Here is a 19,034-nt window from a genome sequence, read left to right as displayed (position 1 = left end):
GGTGTCCTGCCAGACGATCGCGTTGTAGACCGGTTCGCCGGTGTTCTTGTCCCACACGACCGAGGTCTCGCGCTGGTTGGTGATGCCCACGGCGGCGATGTCGTGGCGGGTGAGGTCGGCCTTGCCGAGCGCCTGGCCGATCACCTCGCGGGTGTTCTTCCAGATCTCCATGGGGTCGTGTTCGACCCAACCGGCTTTGGGGAAGATCTGCTCGTGCTCGAGCTGTCCGGTCGAGACGATCGACCCCTTGTGGTCGAAGATGATCGCTCGAGTGCTGGTGGTTCCCTGGTCGATCGCCAGGATGTAGTCGGCCATTTCCGATGCGTCCTCTCTGTCGCAGTGATGGAATGTGCCAGTCCGCGCTCGACGGTTCGCGTCGCTGCGCGCGGACGGACGAGGGGCCGGTCGTTCGGACGACCGGCCCCTCGGTGATCAGCCCAGGAGCGGGAGCGCGACGATCGCGGTCCAGCCCGCGAGCACGCCGCCGATGATCGGGCCGACGACGGGGACCCACGAGTAGGACCAGTCGCTGCTGCCCTTGCCCTTGATCGGGAGGATGGCGTGCGCGATGCGCGGACCGAGGTCGCGGGCCGGGTTGATCGCGTACCCGGTCGGGCCACCGAGCGACGCGCCGATGCCGATGACCAGGAGTGCAACGGGCAGCGCGCCGAGCGCCGCAAGGCCGGACGCGTCGCCGTTGCGGCCGAAGCCGATCACGACGAACACCAGCACGAAGGTGCCGATGATCTCGGTCACGAGGTTCCACGCGTACGAGCGGATGGCCGGGCCCGTCGAGAACACGCCCAGCTTGTTGGCGGGCTGGGGCTCGTCGTCGAAGTGCTGCTTGTACGCCAGCCAGCAGACGATGGCACCGAGGATGGCACCGATCAGCTGTGCTCCGATGTACGTGAGCACCGTGAGGGCGTCCACCGGGACCGTCGTTCCGAGGGCCGCGTTCCCGAACTCGGTGGCGCCGTTGGCGACGAGTCCGAGGGTGACCGCGGGATTGATGTGCGCGCCCGACGCATACGCGACGATGACGCCGGCGAAGACCGCGAAGCCCCAGCCGATGGTGACCATGAGGAACCCGCCGTTGTAGCCCTTCGTCTTCACGAGGGCGACGTTGGCCACGACTCCGCAACCGAGCAGCACGAGCATCGCCGTGCCGACGAGTTCGGAGAGGAACAGCACTCCGAGATTGTCCACGTTGACCTTCCATCCTTTCGCCGTGCCCGAGGGGCCGCGCCCCAGGGCGGATCAGCGCCCACCATACTCGCGTGGTCGAGATGCGCGGAAGGGCGCGCGGGAATCGTCGGATAGCCCTTTCATCGCCGGGCCTCGCCGGAGTAGTTTTGCGGGGGAGTGCCGCGTCAACGTCGACAGGCGACGGGCCGGGCGGGTGCGGCCGAGGGGAAGGGACGTTTTCGTGAAGAAGATCATCAACGATCCCAAGCGCGTGGTCGACGAGTCAGTCGCAGGCTTCGGCCTCGCGCACGCCGACCTCGTGAGGGTCGAGACGGATCCCATCCACGTCGTGCGCGCCGACGCGCCGGTGGCGGGCAAGGTCGGCCTCGTTTCCGGCGGCGGCAGCGGCCACGAGCCGTTGCACGCGGGCTTCGTCGGCCCGGGCATGCTCGACGCCGCCGTGCCGGGCGCGGTGTTCACCTCGCCGACGCCCGATCCGATCCTCGCGGCCACCAAGGCCGTCGACGGCGGCAAGGGCGTGCTCCACATCGTGAAGAACTACACCGGCGACGTGCTGAACTTCGAGACGGCCGCCGACCTCGCCGCCGCCGACGGCATCGAGGTCCGCGCCGTGGTGACCAACGACGACGTCGCGGTCAAGGATTCCCTCTACACGGCCGGGCGTCGCGGCGTCGGCGGCACGGTGCTCGTCGAGAAGATCGCCGGGGCGGCGGCCGATCGCGGTGACAGCCTCGACGGGGTCGCCGAGATCGCCGAGCGCGTCAATGCGAACGTGCGGTCGATGGGCATGGCGTTGACGCCCTGCATCGTGCCGCATGCCGGAGAGCCCAGCTTCACGCTCGCGGAGGACGAGGTCGAGATCGGCATCGGCATCCACGGTGAGCCCGGGCGCGAGCGGATCAAGCTCGAGCCGGCCGATGCGATCGTCGACCGACTGCTCACGCCGATCATCGAGGACCTGCCGTACTCCTCCGGAGACCGGGTGCTCCTCTTCGTCAACGGCATGGGCGGCACCCCGCAGATCGAGCTCTACATCGCGTACCGTCGCGCCGCCGAGGTGCTCGCCGAGAAGGGCATCACGATCGAGCGCTCGCTCGTCGGCAACTACATCACCTCGCTCGAGATGCAGGGCTTCTCGCTCACGGTCCTGAAGCTCGACGACGAGATGATCGGCCTCTGGGACGCCCCCGTGCACACGGCGGCGCTCCGGTGGGGTCGATAGGGGCGGCCGCGGTGGGATTGGACATCACCTGGGCGGTGGACTGGGTCAGGCGCGGCGCGGAGTCGATGTCGGAGCATCGAGTCGAGCTGATCACGCTCGACCGTGAGATCGGCGACGGCGACCACGGGGAGAACATGGACCGCGGCTTCCAGGCCGTGCTGCCCAAGCTCGACGACCTGCCCGCGGGATCGACACCGGCCGACGTGCTGAAGATGGTCGCGACGACGTTGATCTCGACGGTCGGCGGCGCGGCCGGACCGCTCTACGGCACGGCGTTCCTGAGGGGGTCCGGCGCCATCGCCGGCGAGTCCTCGATCGATGCCGCCGGCGTCGTGTCGCTCCTGGAGGCCTCGCGCGACGGCATCGTCGCGCGAGGCAAGGCCGAGTCGGGAGACAAGACGATGGTCGACGCGTGGACGCCCGCGGTCGACGCGGCGCGAAGCGCGGCCGATGGAGGGGCGAGCGCCGCCGAGACGCTCCGGGCTGCGGCGGATGCCGCGGCGGCGGGCTCCGACGCGACCATCCCGCTCGTCGCCCGCAAGGGCCGTGCCAGCTACCTGGGAGAACGTTCGGCCGGCCATCGCGATCCCGGGGCGCAGTCCACCGCATACCTCCTCGAGGCGGCCGCCGCAGCGGCATCCAACGGGACCAGTGCCTGAGATGGGGGACCGGGAGCGCATCGGGATCGTCATCGTCTCGCACTCCGAGCAGATCGCCTCGGGCGTGGTGGAGCTCGCGCACCAGATGGCGCCGAGCGTCCGCATCGAGCCGGCCGGAGGCACGGACGACGGTCGCATCGGCACGAGCTTCGAGCGCGTGTCCGCGGCCATCGGCGCAGCGGATGCCGGGATCGGCGTCGTCGTCCTGTGCGACCTCGGGTCCGCCATCCTCACCGCCGAGACGGCGATGGATTTCCTCGACGACGACCAGCGGGAACGGGTCCGGATCGCCGATGCGCCGCTCGTCGAGGGCGCGGTCGCGGCATCCGTCGCGGCGGAGTCGGGTGACCCGCTCGAGGTCGTCGTGCGCGCGGCCGAGTCGGCCGGCGGGGGAGGCCAGGCCCCGGCGGAGTCGTCCGCGACTCCGGCCGGGGTTCCCTCCGACGCCGGAGACGCGGGTTCGATCAGCCGCCGGATCACCCTCACGAACTCGGACGGGCTGCACGCGCGACCGGCCGCGGAACTCGTGAAGCTCGCGAGCTCGTTCCCCCAACGCGTGACCGTGAACGGCATCGACGCGAAGAGCCTGCTGGCCATCATGGCGCTCGGGCTCGTGAAGGGCGACGAGGTCGAGATCGCGACGGACGACCCCGGTGGGGTGGAGGCGGTGGAGGCGCTCGCCGACCTCGCATCCAGCGGATTCGGCGAGCACTGAGAGGTACTGGATAGTATAACTATCCATATCTTCCTCGCGCGGAGCGCGACGCCGGGAGTACCATCGGCGCCATGGCACGCGATGAGGCGGGTCACGGCGACGGGAACGCGTTCACCAGGTTCTTCGACCGGGTGGATCGGGTCATGACCCCAGCGTTCGAGTCGCCGCGGATGGCCCCGGAGGAGCCCGACGACCGCAGTCAGTCGGGGGAGAAGCCGTGTCCGCTGTGCGGACACCCGATGTTCGAGCACCGCATCGACGAGTCGACGTCGAACGTCCTGCTCGAATGCCCGACCGACGTCCGTCTGCCGGAGCCCGCGGCGAGCGGGCCGCTGAACGAGTTCGGCATGCCGGCGAGCGAGGAACGCGTGGAGAAGCTCAGGCGTCACGAAGGCGCCTGAATCGTCGTGCCGCCCGGGAGTGGTCGCCGTGGGTGACCATTCGATGGCGGGGGTCGGTTGGGGCACACGATGAAGCGAACGCATCGTGAAGCAGCTTCACGATCAGCCGCGCTCTCTGAACTGTTCCGACATAATGTGCATTATCGGCGCTATGCCTTCGAGAACGCTCGCACGGGCATCAGCCGCGGAGCCCGCGCGTCTCACGCGCCAGGTTGATCGGAAGCGACAGCGGTACACCCCGCGGATGCCACGGACATCGCCGCCGCGAGGCCGATCGCTCCGAACCACCGCCGCATCGAGGCAACCGTCATGGGCGCACTCTAGCTCCACGACGAACCCGGGCGGAGAGCGACGCCGACGAATGTGGAGAAGTTCCTCCGCGGGACGTGGCCCCGCTTGCGGGACGCGCCCCGCTCAGCCGACCGCCCGCGTCACCAGCTCGACGATGCGCTGCTCCCCCTCCGGCGTCAGCTCGGTGAGCGCGTACGACGTCGGCCAGAGCTCGCCGTCGTCGAGCAGCGCGTTGTCGTTGAAGCCGAAGGTGGCGTAGCGCGTCTTGAACTTCAGCGCGGGCTGGAAGAAGCAGAGCACCTTGCCGTCCTTCGCCCAGGCGGGCATGCCGTAGTACGTGCGCGGCACGAGCCCGGGCGCATGCTCGGTGATGAGCTCGTGCAGGCGTTCGGCCATCGCCCGGTCGCTGCCCTCGAGCTCGGCGATCTTCTCGCGGAGGTCGGCCGCGCCGTCCTTCTTCCCACGGCGCACCTCCTTGGCACGGTCCTTCATCGCCGCGCGCTCCTCGTCGGTGAACCCGCCCGGGTCCTCGTCGCGTGCGGGCGTGCGCTTGGTCTCAGCCATGGTCGGCTTCCCTCGGTTCGGTCGGTGCGGGCTCGGTCGACGAGGCCGGTCGAGCGGATGGCGCGGCGAGCGTGAGGTCTCGCGAGTAGACCACTCCCCCGGTTTCGTAGGCCGAATGCAGGCACATGACGATTCCTCTCGCGAATACGGGTGGGGGTATCAGGCGCCGACGTAGTCGGCGAGGTGCTCCCCCGTGAGCGTCGCGCGGCTCGCGACGAGGTCCGCCGGCGTCCCCTCGAAGACGATGCGTCCGCCGTCATGGCCGGCGCCCGGCCCGAGGTCGATGATCCAGTCGGCGTGGGCCATGACCGCCTGGTGGTGCTCGATGACGATCACGGTCTTGCCGGAGTCGACGAGACCGTCGAGCAAGCGCAGCAGGTTGTCGACGTCGGCGAGGTGGAGGCCGGTCGTCGGCTCGTCGAGGACGTAGACGTCGCCCGTCTCCCCCATCGCGATCGCGAGCTTCACCCGCTGCCGCTCGCCGCCCGACAGGGTCGAGAGCGGCTGCCCGAGGCTCAGGTAGCCGAGCCCGACGTCTTCCAGGCGCCCCAGGATCGCGGCCGCGGCCGGGATCTTCGCCTCGCCCGCCGAGAAGAACTCGCGTGCCTTCGCGACCGGCAGGTCGAGCACCTCGGTGATGTCGAGCCCGCCGAGCGTGTACTGCAGCACGCCGGACTGGAACCGCTTGCCGCCGCAGTCCTCGCACGGCGTCTCGATCGTGTCCATGAAGCCGAGCTCGGTCACGATGACGCCGGCGCCCTTGCACGTCGGGCACGCGCCTTCCGAGTTGGCGCTGAAGAACGCCGGCTTCACGCCGTTCGCCTTCGCGAACGCCTTCCGGATCGGCTCCAGGAGGCCCGTGTAGGTCGCCGGGCTGCTGCGCCGCGAGCCCTTGATCGCGCCCTGGTCGATCGAGACGATCCCCTCGCGCGGCGACACGGACCCGTGGATGAGGGAGCTCTTGCCCGAGCCCGCGACACCGCTGACGACCGTGAGCACGCCGAGCGGGATGTCGACGTCGACGTCCTCCAGGTTGTTCTCGTCGGCGCCGCGCACCTCGATGGCGCCGGAGCCCCGGCGCACCTCGGGCTTGATCGTCGCCCGGTCGTCGAGGTGCCGGCCGGTGATCGTGCCGCTCGACTTCAGTTCGTCGACCGAGCCCTCGAAGCCGATCTCGCCGCCGTCGCGCCCGGCCCCCGGGCCGAGGTCGACGACGTGGTCGGCGATCGCGATCGTCTCGGGCTTGTGCTCGACGACGAGCACGGTGTTGCCCTTGTCGCGGAGTTGCAGGAGCAGCGTGTTCATGCGCTGGATGTCGTGCGGGTGGAGCCCGATGGTCGGCTCGTCGAAGACGTAGGTGACATCGGTCAGCGACGACCCGAGGTGTCGCAGCATCTTGATGCGCTGCGCCTCGCCACCGGAGAGCGTGCCCGACGGCCGCTCGAGGCTGAGGTAACCGAGCCCGAGCGTGACGAAGGCGTCGAGGTTCGCACCGAGCGCCTCGAGCAGGGGCCCGGCATCGGGGCGGTCGAGACCCCGGATCCATGCGGCGAGGTCGGTGACCTGCATTCGGCACGCATCGGCGATGCTCACGCCGTCGATCTTCGACGACCGCGCCGCCTCGGTCAGCCGCGTGCCGTCGCACTCCGGGCAGCGGGCGAAGGTCGCCACGCGCTCGACGAAGGCTCGGATGTGGGGCTGCAGGGCGTCGAGGTCCTTGGAGAGCATCGACTTCGTGATCTTGGGGATCAGCCCCTCGTAGGTCATGTTGATGTTCTGGATCCGGACCTTCTTCTGCTCGCTGTAGAGCAGGGCGTGCCGTTCCTTCTCCGTGAACTCGGCGATGGGCTTGTCGGGGTCGTAGAACCCGGACTCGGAGAACCCGCGCACCATCCAGCCGTCGGCCGTGTAGCCGGGCACCGTGATCGCGCCCTCGTTCAACGACCTGGTCTCGTCGATCACCTGGGCGAGGTCGATGTCGGACACGGAGCCGCGACCCTCGCAGCGGGGGCACATGCCTCCGAGGTAGACGACATCGCGCACGATGGTCTTCTCGCCGGTCGCCGAGGTCATCACGCCGCTGGCCTTCTGCGTCGGGATGTTGAACGAGAAGGCGGTGGGCCCGCCGATGTGCGGTTCGCCGAGCCGGCTGAAGAGGATCCGCAGCATCGCGTTCGCGTCGGTGACGGTGCCGACCGTGGAGCGAGGGTTCGCGCCGAGCCGCTCCTGGTCGACGATGATCGCGGTGGTGAGTCCGTCGAGCACATCGACGTCGGGGCGCGGCACCGACGGCATGAACCCCTGTACGAACGCGCTGTACGTCTCGTCGATGAGCCGCCGCGACTCGGCGGCGATCGTGTCGAACACGAGCGAGCTCTTGCCGGAGCCGGACACGCCGGTGAACACGGTGAGGCGCCGCTTCGGCAGGTCGACCGAGACGTCCTTCAGGTTGTTCTCGCGGGCGCCCTGCACCCGGATCCGGTCATGGCTGTCGGCGGGCGGTCGAGCGGATGCTCCGGGGTCGACGTTCGGGGTCGTGGTCATCGTGCCTCCATCGGGGGTCGGAATCGATCCAAGCACCGCAGCACCGCCACCGCCCGGAGGCGTCGCGGGTGCGGCGAGGGGTCACCCGACCTGCTGGATCCGGATCATGTTGCCCGCCGGGTCGCGGAAGGCGCAGTCGCGCAGCCCGTACGGCTGGTCGACGGGCTCCTGCACGACCTCGGCGCCCGCGGCCTCGAGGGTCGCGAACGTCTCGTCGAGGTCGGTCGATGCGAGGTTCACGCCGAAGTAGCTGCCCTTGGCGATGATCTCGAGGAGGGCGTTCCGATCGTCGTCGGTCATCCCAGGGCCGACGCCCGGCGGATGGAGCACGATCGCCGTGTCGGCCTGGTCGGCGGGGCCGACCGTGATCCAGCGCATGCCCTCGTAGCCGACGTCGTTGCGGACCTCGAATCCGAGCACGTCGCGGTAGAACGCGAGCGAGGCCTCGGGGTCGAGGTGCGGGAGGAAGCTGGAGTGGATGGTGAGGCTCATGGATGCCACGCTAGCCACGGCCGCCGACGGTGGCTTCTCGATTCCTGATCGGTTTGGTCACCTGCTTCGCCACGCACGGCAGCATCCCGAGCGTCGCGCCGGCGTAACGCTCGCGGTACACGCTGGGCGGCACGCCGACGAGCTCCGTGAAGCGGGTGCTGAACGTGCCGAGCGACGTGGAGCCGACCTCGAAGCACACCTCGGTGACGGTGAGGTCGCCCCGTCGCAGCAGCGCCATCGCGCGCTCGATGCGACGCGTCATCAGGTAGGAGTAGGGCGACTCGCCGAAGGCCGCGCGGAACTGCCGGCTGAGGTGCCCCGACGACATGTTCGCGCCGCGCGCGAGCGCCTCGACGTCGAGCGGTTGCGCGTACTCCCGGTCGATGCGGTCGCGCACGCGCCGGAGCACGGCGAGGTCGCGCAGCGCGTCCGGCCGGATGCTTCGGCTGTCCACGAGCGCGATGCTCCCACCTCGCGGGTGCGATGTCCAGCGGCTCGATCGGAGGGCCCTTCGTTCCGTCGTGCCGTGCCGTGCCGGTGCCAGAATGGCGCCATGGTCTCCGGGAAGGTGGCGTTCGTCCTCGGCGGCGGCGGAGTGCTCGGAGCCGTGCAGGTCGGCATGCTCCGCGCGGTGCTCGAACGCGGCATCCGCCCCGACCTCGTGGTCGGCACGTCGATCGGTGCGATCAACGGGGCGATCATCGCCGCCGACGTCGATCGCAGCCTCGAGCGCCTCGAGGAGGCGTGGACCTCCCGGGAGGCGCGGGCGATCACGACCGGGATGGGACTGCGACCGGGTCGTGCGCACGTCATGTCGACCGAGCCGCTCCGGCGGATGCTCGCGTACGGGCTCGTGGGCGCCACCGCGTTCGAGGACCTCGAGATCGAGTTCCGGTGCTGCGCGGCGAGCGTCGAGCGGGCGGCCGAGCACTGGTTCGACTCGGGTCCGCTCGTGCCGGCCGTGCTCGCCTCGGCCGCGCTGCCCGGGCTGTTCCCGGCGGTGCGGATCGGCGACGAGCACTTCGTCGACGGCGGGATCGTGAACTCGATCCCGGTCGGCCAGGCCGCCGACGCCGGCGCGACCGACATCTACGTCATGCAGGTCGGCCGGATCGAGCACGCCCTGACGCCGCCGCGGAACCAGTTCGAGAACGCCCGCGTCGCGTTCGAGATCTCCCGGCGGCACCGCTTCGCCCGCGACAGCGCGGCCCTCGCGGCGGGGACGCGTATGCACGTGCTCCCCACCGGGACGGCGTCGCCGAAGGAGAACCGCGTCTCGCGCAACCTCTCCCCCGCGGCGCTCCGCCGCCGGATGGCGACCGCCTACGGCGCGGCATCCGCCTACCTGGATCGCGAGGACGAACCCGGCGGCGCGGCGGCGGAACGGGCCGTGGACTGATGCGGCTGCCGCCGAAGTGGGTGCGACGCGGCATCCTCGCGCCGCTCGTGATCGCCCTCGCGCTCGTCGTGGTCGCCCTGCTGCCGGCGTGGCTCGCCATCGCGGTCATCGTGTCGATCTTCGTGGAACCGCGGCTACGGACGCCGCGGCTGCTCGTCATGGTCGCCGTGTACCTGCTGTGGGATGCCGCGGCCATCGTCGCACTGTTCGCGCTCTGGGTCGCCTCCGGGTTCGGGTGGCGGATCCACTCGCACGGATTCCAGCGTGCGCACTACCGGTTCGTCGCGCGCATGCTCGAGTTCCTCTTCTGGAACGTGCACTGGGTGCTTCGGCTGGACATCGACGTACGCGTGCCGGAGGGGTTCCACGACGACGACGAGCCGCGCGTCATCGCGAGCCGGCACGCCGGCCCCGGCGACTCGTTCATCCTCATCCACGCCGTGCTCAACTGGTTCGACCGTTCGCCGCGGATCGTGCTCAAGGACACCATGCAGTGGGACCCGGCCGTCGACGTGGTGCTCAACCGGCTTCCGAACCGGTTCATCGCACCGCCGCCGGTGGCCGGCACAGCCGGCGGACGGCGTCGCGCCCGACGCGGTGGCGCGCCGAGCGGCAGCACCGCGCTCGCGCTGACGGACCGCATCAGCGAGCTCGCGAGCGACATGGGCCCGCGCGACGCCCTCGTGATCTTCCCCGAGGGCGGCAACTTCACGCCCGAGCGCCGGGCGCGGGCGATCGCGCGACTCCGAGCCGCCGGGCTCGCGGCCGCGGCGGAACGCGCCGCCCGCCTGATGAACGTCATGGCTCCACGGCCGGCCGGCCTGTTCGCCGCGCTCGACGCCGCGCCCCACGCCGACGTCTTCCTCGTCGCGCACACGGGCCTCGACCGCATCCGCACGGTCGGCGACGTCTGGCGTGCGCTGCCGACCGACAAGACGATCACGATGCAGGTCTGGAACGTCCCACGGACTGACATCCCCGACGACCACGACGCGCGCACCGACTGGCTCATGGGCGAGTGGGAGCGGATCGACGGATGGATCGAGGCGCGTCGCCGCTGAAGCGAGCCCGGCGGGTGCGCGACACGCGACACGCCGACGGCACAGGACCAACGGCTCCCGCGCCGCGATCCTCGCTGGGAATACCCTGAACCCGAGCGCGCTGCTCCGGGCGCGCCGGAAGGAGTCGCAATGTCCTCCCCGCAGTCCAACAGCATGTTCGCGGCGTTCGCCTTCGATTCGGCCGAACTCACGAAGTCGGCGGTGAACTCGATCCGCGTCGCGCTCGGCGTGACGGGGGTCATCGCCCTGATCATCGGCGTCTTCATCACCTTCTGGCCGAAGAACTCGGCCGTCGTCCTGACGGTGATGCTCGCGATCTACTTCCTCATCGCGGGACTCGCCTACGTCGGCATCGGCATCTTCTCGAAGTCGATCTCCGGCGGCGCCAGGGCGCTCGACATCATCCTCGGCGTGCTCTTCCTCATCGGCGCGATCGTCATGTTCTCGAACCCGACCGAGAGCGCGGTCGTGATCGGGATCTTCCTCGGCATCCTCGTCGGCGTCCTCTGGATCGTCGAGGGCGTCGTCGCGCTCGCCCAGTCGGGCAACTCGTCGTCGCGGGGTTGGAGCATCTTCTTCGGCCTGCTCAGCATCATCGCGGGCATCGTGCTGCTCTTCTCGCCGCTCTGGGGCGTCGCGATCCTGTTCTGGGTGACAGGCATCGCGCTCATCGTGCTCGGCATCGTCCAGATCGTCCGCGCGTTCACGTTCGGGCGCGGCATGCAGCTGTCGTCGTGACGCGCTGAGCCTCCAGAGACACCGCGAGGGCGGGACCGGTCCAGCCGGTCCCGCCCTCGTCGCGCGTCGGCACCCGTGCCGCGTGCGTCACGCGTCAGTCCTCGGGGGCGAAGCCCGAGACATCCCCCACGTAGCGGGTGTGATCGGCCGGGACGGGATCGACGGCCGCCGACGCGACCTCGGCGGCGAACTCCGCGACGTTGTAGAGCTTGCCCGCGTCCTCCTTGCGGGCGGCGATGGCGCCGGGGTTCGCGCGCTCGAGCAGCGTGGCGGTGATGGTGCCCTCGATCATGTCGCCCGACACGACGACGAACTCGACGCCCTTCGCGTCGAACTCCGGCAGCTTCGCGCGGAGCGCGTCCTCGCCGGCGCGCTTGGAGAGCGCGACGGGCTCGTACTCGGGCATGGTCGGCGTGGTGCGGATGAAGTGCGCCTGGTGGCTCGTCACGAACACGATGCGCGCGCCCTCGGCCAGGTGCGGGAGGGCGTTGTCGACGACGTTCACCTGCGCGTCGCGGTTCAGCCGCATGGCGTAGTCCTCGCCCATCCCGCTCTCCATGCCGCCCGAGGCGTTGAGCACCAGCAGGTCGACCGGCCCGAGCTCGGCGACCGCCTGCTCGAACATCGAGCGCACGGACGCGGCATCCGTCAGGTCGGCGCCGACCGCGATCGCCCGACCGCCGGCCGCGACGATCTCGTTCACGATCTTCTCCGCGCGGGGGGCCTTGCTGCGGTAGTTGACGACGACCGCCGCGCCGGCCTCGGCGAGGTAGCGGGCGGTATCCGCGCCGATGCCGCGGGACGAGCCCGTGACGAGGGCGACGCGGCCGTCGAGCGATCCGGGGGCGAGCGGGTTGGTCACGTTGGGCTCCTCGAGTGGTGCGGATGTCGCGGGCGCGCGCTGCACGCCGCACCGAGACTACCAACTCCCCCACCGGCACCCCGTGCGCTGATAGGTTGAAAAGCGGGGGCCCGAAGGAGACCAAGTTGGATGTTCTGACCCAGTACGCGTGGATCGCCTGGCTCGTCCTGATCCTCGTCTTCGCCACCATCGAGGTGTTCACCCTCGAGATGACGTTCCTCATGCTCGCCCTCGGAAGCGTGGCAGGGCTGCTGTCCGGGCTGACGGGAATCCCCTGGTGGGCGCAGTTCATCGTGGCGGCCGTCGTCGCGGTCCTGCTGATCCTCACGCTGCGACCATCGCTGCTCCGGATGCTCCGGCGCGGCGCGGATCCCGCGCGTAGCAACGTCGACGCGTTGATCGGAGCCGCCGGCACGGTGGTCCGGACGGTCGGGCCGGCCGGAGGCCAGGTCCGGCTGCAGAACGGTGACGTCTGGACGGCACGGCTCTCGCCGGTGACCGAGCAGGCGGATGTCGCCGTGGGCGAGAACGTGCTCGTCACCGGCATCGACGGGGCGACGGCGGTCGTCGTCCCGATGGAGAGGAGCACCCAGGCGTGAACGACGTCGGACCCATCATCGCCCTGATCGTCGTCGTCGCGATCGCGATCTTCGCGATCGTGGTGATCGCGAAGTCGATCCGGATCATCCCGCAGGCCTACGCGGGCGTGGTCGAGCGCCTGGGGCGGTACCACAAGACCCTCACGCCCGGCCTGAACATCCTGATCCCGTTCATCGACCGCCTGCTGCCGCTCGTCGACATGCGCGAGCAGGTCGTGTCGTTCCCGCCGCAACCGGTGATCACCGAGGACAATCTGGTCGTCTCGATCGACACGGTCGTGTACTTCCAGGTGACCGATGCACGCGCGGCGACGTACGAGATCAACAACTACCTCGGTGCGGTCGAGCAGTTGACGACGACCACCCTGCGAAACGTCGTCGGCGGGCTGAACCTCGAGGAGGCGCTCACGAGCCGCGACAACATCAACGGCCAGCTGCGCATCGTGCTCGACGAGGCCACCGGCAAGTGGGGCATCCGCGTCTCCCGCGTCGAGCTGAAGGCGATCGACCCGCCCCTCTCCATCCAGGACTCGATGGAGAAGCAGATGCGCGCCGAGCGCGACCGACGTGCCGCGATCCTCACGGCCGAGGGCACGAAGCAGTCGGCGATCCTCGAGGCCGAGGGTCTCCGCCAGGCCGAGATCCTCCGAGCGGAGGGCGACGCGAAGGCCGCGGTGCTCCGCGCGCAGGGCGAGGCCGAGGCGATCCTCACGGTCTTCGACGCCATCCACAAGGGCGACCCCGACCCGAAGCTGCTCGGCTACCAGTACCTGCAGATGCTCCCCCAGCTCGCAGAGGGCGCGTCGAACAAGCTCTGGATCGTCCCGAGCGAGCTCACCGAGGCGCTGAAGGGCATCGGTCGGGCGTTCACGCCGAACGGCGGGGGCGACGCGAGCGGCTCGACCCCGCCGGCCGGGTCGTCCCGCCCGGGCTTCCCCGGCTGAGTGCGGCTGCCCGAGTGAACGGCGGCTGGTTCGAGCCATCCGTTCCGCGCGTCCTCGCGCATCGCGGCCTCGCGCTCGAGGTGCCAGAGAACACGCTCGCGGCGTTCGAGGCGGCCGTCCGTGCCGGCGCGCGGTACCTCGAGACCGACATCCACCCGAGCGCCGAGGGCGCGGCCGTGCTCGCGCACGATCCCACGCTGCGGCGGGTGGCCGGTCGCTCCGAGTCCGTGTCCGACCTCTCGCTCGACGAACTCCGGTCGGTCGACCTCGGCGGCGGCCACGGCTTCGGCACGCTCGACGAACTGCTGCACGCGTTCCCTGAGGCCCGGCTCAACATCGACGTGAAGACGGATGCCGCGGTCGCACCGACCATCGAGGCGGTCCGCCGGGCCGGAGCCGCCGACCGGGTCCTGCTCACCGCCTTCTCGGACGCCCGGCGGCGGCGGCTCGCGGTGGCGGTGCCCGATTCGGTGACGTCGGCGGGTCGGACATCCGTGCTCCGCGCCGTCGTGGCATCCCGCACCCGCAATGCCGCCGCCATGCGTCGCGGGGTCGCCGGGGCCCGCGCCCTGCAGATCCCGGAACGGGTGGGCCGGCTCCGGGTCCTCTCCCCCGCCCTCCTCGAGACCGCGCACGCCGCTGGCCTCGAGGTGCACATCTGGACGGTGAACGACGAGGCGGAGATGCGGCGCCTCCTCGCCCTCGGCGTCGACGGGCTCGTGACCGATCGCGCCGACCTCGCGCTGCGGATCGTCGCGGAAACCTGAGCGTTCCCCGGCAAAACCTCAGGCGGCGGGAAGAAGATGCCCAGCTTGATCGTCTATACCTGATTGACGATCGAGAGGAGTACGCCATGGCGGACCGGAGCCTTCGGGGCATGCGTATCGGCGCCCAGAGCCTGCAGAGCGAGGACGGCGTGATCTTCGCCGACCGCGCGGACTACACGTACCGCTGCGAGACGTGCGGTCGTGACACCGTGATGACCTTCTCGACCGAGGCCGATCTCCCGGAGGAGTGGGAGTGCCGTCACTGCGGCAACTCCGCGGTCCTCCTCGTCGACTCCAAGCCCGTCGAGATCGACCGCTCGGGCGAGAAGGTCGCCCGCACCCACTGGGACATGCTGCTCGAGCGCCGCACGCGCGCCGAGCTCGAGGAGATCCTCGAGGAGCGCCTCCAGTACCTGCGGGCCCGGCGCGGTCAGCAGAAGATCGGCGCCTAAGCCTCCAGCGCACCCTCACGCCCGGCCCCGGACCCCGTCCGGCGCCGGGCGTTCCGCTGTGCCACGACACCCGCCCAGACGAGGCCGACGAGCGATCCCAGGACGAGCAGGAGCGGGACGGCCCAGCCGAGCACGACCGACGGCGTGAGTCCGGTCCGCAGCTCGACGTCGGTCACCATCGCACCGGCCTCGTAGGCGGGCAGCGCGTCGATGGTCCGGCCCGCGGGGTCGATCACCTGGCTCGTGCCGACCGTCGAGATGTTCACGACCGAGCGACCGGTCTCGATCGCGCGGAGTCGGGCGATCGCGAGCTGCTGCTGGTTCTCGTCGGTGCCGCGGAAGTCGGCGTTGTTCGTCTGGAGCATGTAGAGCTCGGCGCCGTCGCGGGCGCCCTCCCAGATGAGGCCGTCGTAGATCACGTCGAAGCAGATCGCGAGGCCCGTGACCGTGTCGCCCAGGTCGAACACCGGCGGCTCGGTCCCGGGCGAGTACCCGCGCTGGATGAGGCCCGTGAGTTCCGGAACGATGGCGTCGTAGAACCAGCGGTCGGGAATGTACTCGCCGAACGGAACCGGGTTGCGCTTGGCGAACCGATCGACGGCGCCCTCCCCCGCCTCCCAGAGCAACGAGGTGTTGTAGAAGCGCTCGTCGCCCTCATCGCCCTCGACCGTCACGGTGTTCAGGATGACGGGGGCGTCGAGCTCCTCCGACAGGCCGTCGAAGATGCGGGCGACCGATGGGCTGCGCGTGGGGTCGATATCCGACCCGCCCTCCGGCCAGAGCAGCACGTCGACGTCCTCGTCGAGCACCGGCTCGGTGGCCTCGAGCTGCGAACGCAGCACGTCGCCCTGCTCGCGCTGGTCGAAGTAGCCGGCCGGTCCGTTGCCCTGCACGCTCGCGACGCGCAGCTCTCCGGCCGGCGTGGTCGGGAAGGCCGGCAACGCGACGGCCACGACCACGAGCACGGCGACCGGGATCGCGGTCCGGAGGTCGCGCCATCCGCGCACCCGCACCCACTCGATGACGGCCGCCGTGATCGCGACCATCACGAAACCCAGGCCCGAGGACCCGATCCAGGACACGACGGGCGCGAACGGGCTCTCCGACTGGCTGAGCGCTGCACGTCCCCAGGGGAACCCGCCGTACGGGAACGTGCCGGTGACGGTTTCGCGCACGATCCAGAGCCCGGCCACGAGTGCCGGGAGCGCGATCAGCTGCACCCAGCGCGAGCGGCTCGCCTGCGGCACCCAGCGGTACGCGAGGGTGATGAGCACCGCGCCGCCGGCGACGAAGAGCGACTCGAGGATCGACAGTGCGAGCCACGGGATCGGTCCGAGGTAGAGCGCGGTCCACGATACGTGCGAGAGGTAGAACGCGAGGCCGAACGCGAGGCCGACGTGGAAGGAGGAGAGCAGCGACCGGCCGATGAGCGGCACGAGCGCCATCGCGATGCCGACGAAGGCGAGCGGCCAGACGCTCGCGCCGGGGAAGCCGAGATCGTAGACGAACCCGCCGAGCGCGGAGACGATGAGGGCGGCCCAGAGGGGCAGGATCGGGCGCGGGTCACGACTCCCGTCGACGGCGCCGGCCCCGGCGTTCGCTGAGCGTGCCTTGTCGGAGGCTGCCGCGCCTCGTCGCGCGATCGGACGATCCTCCGCCGTCGTGGCGGGCTCCGTGCTCATGCCGCCGCCCCGTACGCGACGACCCCGCGCCGGACGGCGTCGATGGCGGCGCGTGCCGTCGCCCCGAGCTCCGCGTCGGCGACGATGGAGACCTGGTCGAGCAGGTCGACCACCTGCTTGGAGAGCCGGACGAAGTCACCGGCGGCGAGCTCGGTGTCGGCGAGCACCTGGGCGAGTCCGGCACCGCGGGCCCACGCGTGCATCGCCGTCGCGAGCGCGGGCGAGGGCTGCTCGCTGCCGGGGAGCCGGTGGTCGCGTTCGACGTCGTCGAGCTCGCTCCACGCGTCGAGCGTGCGCTCGAACGCCTCGCGGAAGCCGCCCTTCGGCAGTCGGTACTGCACGCCCCGGTCGTCGCGACGCGGCTCGTAGACGAGCGCGGCGGCCATCGCGGCGACCGACGCGACGTCGAGGCCGTCCCACAGCCCGCGTCGCAGGGCCTCGGCGACGAGCAGGTCGCGTTCGCCGTAGATGCGCTTGAGCGTGCGACCTGCGGCCGTGGAGGCGAGCCCCCCGTCGACGTCGCGCTTCAGGTACCCGAGCTCCTCGAGCACTTCGGCGACGCGGTCGAACCGCTTCGCGACCTGCCCCGTGCGCGAGCGGATCTGCCGCGAGAGGTCGTCGTGGTCGCGCTTCAGCCGCCACCAGCGTTCGGCCCAGCGTGCGTGCTGCTCGCGCTCGGCGCACCCGTGGCACGGGTGCGCGCGCAGGCGCTTGCGTTCGGCGCCGAGCTCGCGCTGCAACCGCTCGCGCTGCGCGTGCGTCGGGTTCCCCTTCGAGGACTGCCGCTCGAGGTCGCCGATCCGGCGGCGGATGCCGGCGTACTCCGCGAAGTCGCCGAGATGGCACCGCATCGCCTCCTCGTAGCCGGCCATCGACTCCTCCTGCTTGCGGAGGGTCCGCGCGAGGTCGACGACCGCGCGGTCGGCCTGGAACTGCGCGAACGAGAGCTCGAGGATCTGCCGGGTGCGCTCGCGACCGAACTGGTCGACGAGGTTCACGGCCATGTTGTACGTCGGCGTGAAGCTCGAGTTCAGCGGGTAGCTCCGGCGGGACGCGAGCGAGGCCACGGCCTCGGGGTCGAGGCCGTCGACCCACTGGATCACCGAGTGCCCCTCGACGTCGATCCCTCGACGCCCCGCTCGACCCGTGAGCTGCGTGTACTCGCCCGGCGTGATCGGCACGCGCGCCTCGCCGTTGAACTTCTCGAGCTTCTCGAGCACGACCGAACGGGCAGGCATGTTCACGCCGAGCGCGAGCGTCTCGGTCGCGAACACGACCTTCAGGAGCTTCCGCTGGAAGAGGTCCTCGACGATCTCCTTGAACGTCGGGAGCATGCCGGCGTGGTGCGCGGCGACGCCGCGCTGCAGGCCCTCGATCCATTCCCAGTACCCGAGCACGGCGAGGTCGTCGTCGCGCAGCATCCGCGCGCGCTCCTCGACGATCGCCCGGATCTCCGCGCGCTCCTCCGTGTCGGTGAGGCGGATGCCGCTGCGCAGCACCTGGCGCACGGCCTGGTCGCACCCCGCGCGCGAGAAGATGAAGAAGATCGCCGGCAGCAGGTGCTTGCCGCTCAGCAGCTCGACGACCTCGGAGCGCTCTGCTCGCCCCCCGCCCGGCGCGGGCCGGTGGTAACGGCCGCGGTCGCCGCCGCGACGACCGCGCTGCGAGCGCGCGCCGATCGATCGGCCGCCGGCGCGAGCGAGCCGCTGCAGTTCGGGGTTCACCCGATGCGTCGCCGCCTGACCCGACGAGTCGAAGAGGTCGATGAGCTTCGAGCCCACGAGCACGTGCTGTTCGAGCGGGACGGGTCGCTGCTCCGACACGATGACGTCGGTGTCGCCCCGGACGGCCTGCAGCCAGTCGCCGAACTCCTCGGCGTTCGACACCGTCGCGCTCAGCGACACGAGCCGCACGTGCTCGGGGAGGTGGATGATGACCTCCTCCCACACCGCGCCGCGGAACCGGTCGGCGAGGTAGTGCACCTCGTCCATGACGACGAACGACAGCCGTTCGAGCAGGGGCGAGTCGGCGTAGAGCATGTTGCGGAGCACCTCGGTGGTCATGACCACGATCCGTGCGCCCGAGTTGATGTTCGTGTCGCCGGTCAGCAGGCCCACGTTGCTCGCGCCCCACGTCTCGACGAACTCCTGGTACTTCTGGTTCGACAGCGCCTTGATGGGCGTCGTGTAGAAGACCTTCTCGTCGGCGCCGTGCATCGCGAGGTGCACCGCGAACTCGGCGACCGCGGTCTTGCCGGCGCCGGTGGGCGCGGCCACGAGCACGCTCCGGCCCTCGTCGAGGGAGGCGCACGCCGCGCGCTGGAACGGGTCGAGGTCGAACGAGAGGTTCGACGCGAACTCCTGAAGTCTCGGCTGCCGACGCTGCTGCCGGGACAGTGCATAGCGTTCCGCCGGCGAGAGGCTCATCACCCCTCCA

At 70.5% G+C, this 19,034-nt stretch carries 20 protein-coding genes; 11 read left to right on the top strand and 9 right to left on the bottom strand.

Features of this window, described 5'->3' with window-relative positions; translation table 11 throughout:
* Nucleotides 1–315, bottom strand: a 315-nt coding sequence (locus GJ743_RS00685; RefSeq protein ID WP_268865756.1) for an FGGY family carbohydrate kinase, incomplete at its 3' end; no start/stop codon positions are given.
* 117 nt (nt 316–432) lie between these two features.
* On the bottom strand, nt 433–1,206 hold the full coding sequence (locus tag GJ743_RS00680; RefSeq protein ID WP_328288662.1) for an MIP/aquaporin family protein: 774 nt from the start codon (nt 1,204–1,206) through the stop codon (nt 433–435).
* A 220-nt stretch (nt 1,207–1,426) separates the two neighbouring features.
* Between GJ743_RS00680 and dhaK the strand changes: the two genes are divergently transcribed.
* From dhaK to GJ743_RS00660, 4 genes are all read left to right on the top strand, one after another.
* Nucleotides 1,427–2,428, top strand: coding sequence for a dihydroxyacetone kinase subunit DhaK (gene dhaK, locus GJ743_RS00675; protein WP_328288661.1), 1,002 nt, complete (start codon nt 1,427–1,429; stop codon nt 2,426–2,428).
* Between the two features lie 11 nt (nt 2,429–2,439).
* A complete protein-coding gene (dhaL, locus tag GJ743_RS00670; protein WP_328288660.1) occupies nt 2,440–3,087 on the top strand; it encodes a dihydroxyacetone kinase subunit DhaL in 648 nt (215 codons plus the stop codon).
* A gap of 1 nt (nt 3,088) precedes the next feature.
* Nucleotides 3,089–3,802: a dihydroxyacetone kinase phosphoryl donor subunit DhaM gene (gene dhaM, locus GJ743_RS00665; RefSeq protein WP_155050021.1), complete on the top strand. Its 714-nt coding sequence runs from the start codon at nt 3,089–3,091 to the stop codon at nt 3,800–3,802.
* A gap of 71 nt (nt 3,803–3,873) precedes the next feature.
* Nucleotides 3,874–4,203, top strand: a complete 330-nt coding sequence (locus tag GJ743_RS00660; RefSeq protein WP_155050012.1) for a hypothetical protein — start codon at nt 3,874–3,876, stop codon at nt 4,201–4,203.
* A 414-nt stretch (nt 4,204–4,617) separates the two neighbouring features.
* On the opposite strand, the gene GJ743_RS00655 is transcribed toward GJ743_RS00660, so the two are convergent.
* The 4 genes from GJ743_RS00655 to GJ743_RS00640 all read right to left on the bottom strand — a co-directional run bounded on the left by GJ743_RS00655 (nt 4,618) and on the right by GJ743_RS00640 (nt 8,548).
* A complete protein-coding gene (locus tag GJ743_RS00655) occupies nt 4,618–5,058 on the bottom strand; it encodes an iron chaperone (RefSeq protein ID WP_155050011.1) in 441 nt (146 codons plus the stop codon).
* 159 nt (nt 5,059–5,217) lie between these two features.
* The gene (locus tag GJ743_RS00650) at nt 5,218–7,602 is read right to left on the bottom strand and encodes an ATP-binding cassette domain-containing protein (protein ID WP_155050010.1); all 2,385 of its coding nucleotides are present in this window, start codon (nt 7,600–7,602) and stop codon (nt 5,218–5,220) included.
* An 81-nt stretch (nt 7,603–7,683) separates the two neighbouring features.
* The gene (locus GJ743_RS00645) at nt 7,684–8,094 is read right to left on the bottom strand and encodes a VOC family protein (RefSeq protein WP_155050009.1); all 411 of its coding nucleotides are present in this window, start codon (nt 8,092–8,094) and stop codon (nt 7,684–7,686) included.
* Nucleotides 8,095–8,104: 10 nt separating this feature from the next.
* Nucleotides 8,105–8,548 (bottom strand): helix-turn-helix transcriptional regulator, encoded by a 444-nt coding sequence (locus tag GJ743_RS00640; RefSeq protein ID WP_328288659.1) that lies wholly within the window; start codon nt 8,546–8,548, stop codon nt 8,105–8,107.
* Nucleotides 8,549–8,647: 99 nt separating this feature from the next.
* Here GJ743_RS00640 and GJ743_RS00635 point away from each other — a divergent pair, with 99 nt between their 5' ends.
* From GJ743_RS00635 to GJ743_RS00625, 3 genes are all read left to right on the top strand, one after another.
* Entirely contained in the window at nt 8,648–9,493 is an 846-nt protein-coding gene (locus tag GJ743_RS00635; protein WP_155050008.1) for a patatin-like phospholipase family protein, read from the top strand.
* The gene (locus GJ743_RS00630) at nt 9,493–10,554 is read left to right on the top strand and encodes a 1-acyl-sn-glycerol-3-phosphate acyltransferase (RefSeq protein WP_155050007.1); all 1,062 of its coding nucleotides are present in this window, start codon (nt 9,493–9,495) and stop codon (nt 10,552–10,554) included. Before GJ743_RS00635 ends, GJ743_RS00630 begins: the two co-directional genes overlap by 1 nt.
* Nucleotides 10,555–10,683: 129 nt before the next feature.
* Nucleotides 10,684–11,292 (top strand): HdeD family acid-resistance protein, encoded by a 609-nt coding sequence (locus GJ743_RS00625; RefSeq protein ID WP_155050006.1) that lies wholly within the window; start codon nt 10,684–10,686, stop codon nt 11,290–11,292.
* A 94-nt stretch (nt 11,293–11,386) separates the two neighbouring features.
* Here the strand turns inward: GJ743_RS00625 and GJ743_RS00620 are convergent, their stop codons facing one another.
* Nucleotides 11,387–12,154: an SDR family oxidoreductase gene (locus GJ743_RS00620; RefSeq protein ID WP_328288658.1), complete on the bottom strand. Its 768-nt coding sequence runs from the start codon at nt 12,152–12,154 to the stop codon at nt 11,387–11,389.
* Nucleotides 12,155–12,279: 125 nt separating this feature from the next.
* Between GJ743_RS00620 and GJ743_RS00615 the strand changes: the two genes are divergently transcribed.
* The 4 genes from GJ743_RS00615 to GJ743_RS00600 all read left to right on the top strand — a co-directional run bounded on the left by GJ743_RS00615 (nt 12,280) and on the right by GJ743_RS00600 (nt 14,916).
* Nucleotides 12,280–12,753 (top strand): NfeD family protein, encoded by a 474-nt coding sequence (locus GJ743_RS00615; RefSeq protein ID WP_230386245.1) that lies wholly within the window; start codon nt 12,280–12,282, stop codon nt 12,751–12,753.
* Nucleotides 12,750–13,697, top strand: a complete 948-nt coding sequence (locus GJ743_RS00610; protein ID WP_328288657.1) for an SPFH domain-containing protein — start codon at nt 12,750–12,752, stop codon at nt 13,695–13,697. Before GJ743_RS00615 ends, GJ743_RS00610 begins: the two co-directional genes overlap by 4 nt.
* Nucleotides 13,698–13,711: 14 nt before the next feature.
* The gene (locus tag GJ743_RS00605) at nt 13,712–14,464 is read left to right on the top strand and encodes a glycerophosphodiester phosphodiesterase (RefSeq protein WP_328288656.1); all 753 of its coding nucleotides are present in this window, start codon (nt 13,712–13,714) and stop codon (nt 14,462–14,464) included.
* 86 nt (nt 14,465–14,550) lie between these two features.
* The gene (locus tag GJ743_RS00600) at nt 14,551–14,916 is read left to right on the top strand and encodes an RNA polymerase-binding protein RbpA (RefSeq protein ID WP_155050004.1); all 366 of its coding nucleotides are present in this window, start codon (nt 14,551–14,553) and stop codon (nt 14,914–14,916) included.
* Here GJ743_RS00600 and lnt read toward each other — a convergent pair.
* Together lnt and GJ743_RS00590 are read right to left on the bottom strand one after the other, a co-directional pair.
* Nucleotides 14,913–16,598, bottom strand: a complete 1,686-nt coding sequence (gene lnt, locus GJ743_RS00595) for an apolipoprotein N-acyltransferase (protein WP_155050003.1) — start codon at nt 16,596–16,598, stop codon at nt 14,913–14,915. The two genes, GJ743_RS00600 and lnt, sit on opposite strands and share 4 nt — an antisense overlap.
* Nucleotides 16,595–19,024, bottom strand: coding sequence for a DEAD/DEAH box helicase (locus GJ743_RS00590; protein ID WP_155050017.1), 2,430 nt, complete (start codon nt 19,022–19,024; stop codon nt 16,595–16,597). The genes lnt and GJ743_RS00590 overlap by 4 nt, the downstream gene beginning before the upstream one ends.
* Nucleotides 19,025–19,034 lie beyond the last annotated feature (10 nt).

Source organism: Agromyces bracchium (genome assembly GCF_009709675.1).
In the GTDB taxonomy this organism is placed as follows: Bacteria; Actinomycetota; Actinomycetes; order Actinomycetales; family Microbacteriaceae; genus Agromyces; species Agromyces bracchium.
Note: the sequence above shows the minus strand (reverse complement) of the source record. Positions and strands in the feature narration are given on the sequence as shown.

Bases quoted from the DNA above. Each gene is read 5' to 3' on its own strand.
- GJ743_RS00650 (WP_155050010.1), bottom strand. From the start codon at position 7,602: ATGACCACGACCCCGAACGTCGACCCCGGAGCATCCGCTCGACCGCCC.
- GJ743_RS00600 (WP_155050004.1), top strand. From the start codon at position 14,551: ATGGCGGACCGGAGCCTTCGGGGCATGCGTATCGGCGCCCAGAGCCTG.
- GJ743_RS00625 (WP_155050006.1), top strand. From the start codon at position 10,684: ATGTCCTCCCCGCAGTCCAACAGCATGTTCGCGGCGTTCGCCTTCGAT.
- GJ743_RS00655 (WP_155050011.1), bottom strand. From the start codon at position 5,058: ATGGCTGAGACCAAGCGCACGCCCGCACGCGACGAGGACCCGGGCGGG.
- GJ743_RS00590 (WP_155050017.1), bottom strand. From the start codon at position 19,024: ATGAGCCTCTCGCCGGCGGAACGCTATGCACTGTCCCGGCAGCAGCGT.
- lnt (WP_155050003.1), bottom strand. From the start codon at position 16,598: ATGAGCACGGAGCCCGCCACGACGGCGGAGGATCGTCCGATCGCGCGA.
- GJ743_RS00645 (WP_155050009.1), bottom strand. From the start codon at position 8,094: ATGAGCCTCACCATCCACTCCAGCTTCCTCCCGCACCTCGACCCCGAG.
- dhaM (WP_155050021.1), top strand. From the start codon at position 3,089: ATGGGGGACCGGGAGCGCATCGGGATCGTCATCGTCTCGCACTCCGAG.
- GJ743_RS00630 (WP_155050007.1), top strand. From the start codon at position 9,493: ATGCGGCTGCCGCCGAAGTGGGTGCGACGCGGCATCCTCGCGCCGCTC.
- GJ743_RS00660 (WP_155050012.1), top strand. From the start codon at position 3,874: ATGGCACGCGATGAGGCGGGTCACGGCGACGGGAACGCGTTCACCAGG.
- GJ743_RS00635 (WP_155050008.1), top strand. From the start codon at position 8,648: ATGGTCTCCGGGAAGGTGGCGTTCGTCCTCGGCGGCGGCGGAGTGCTC.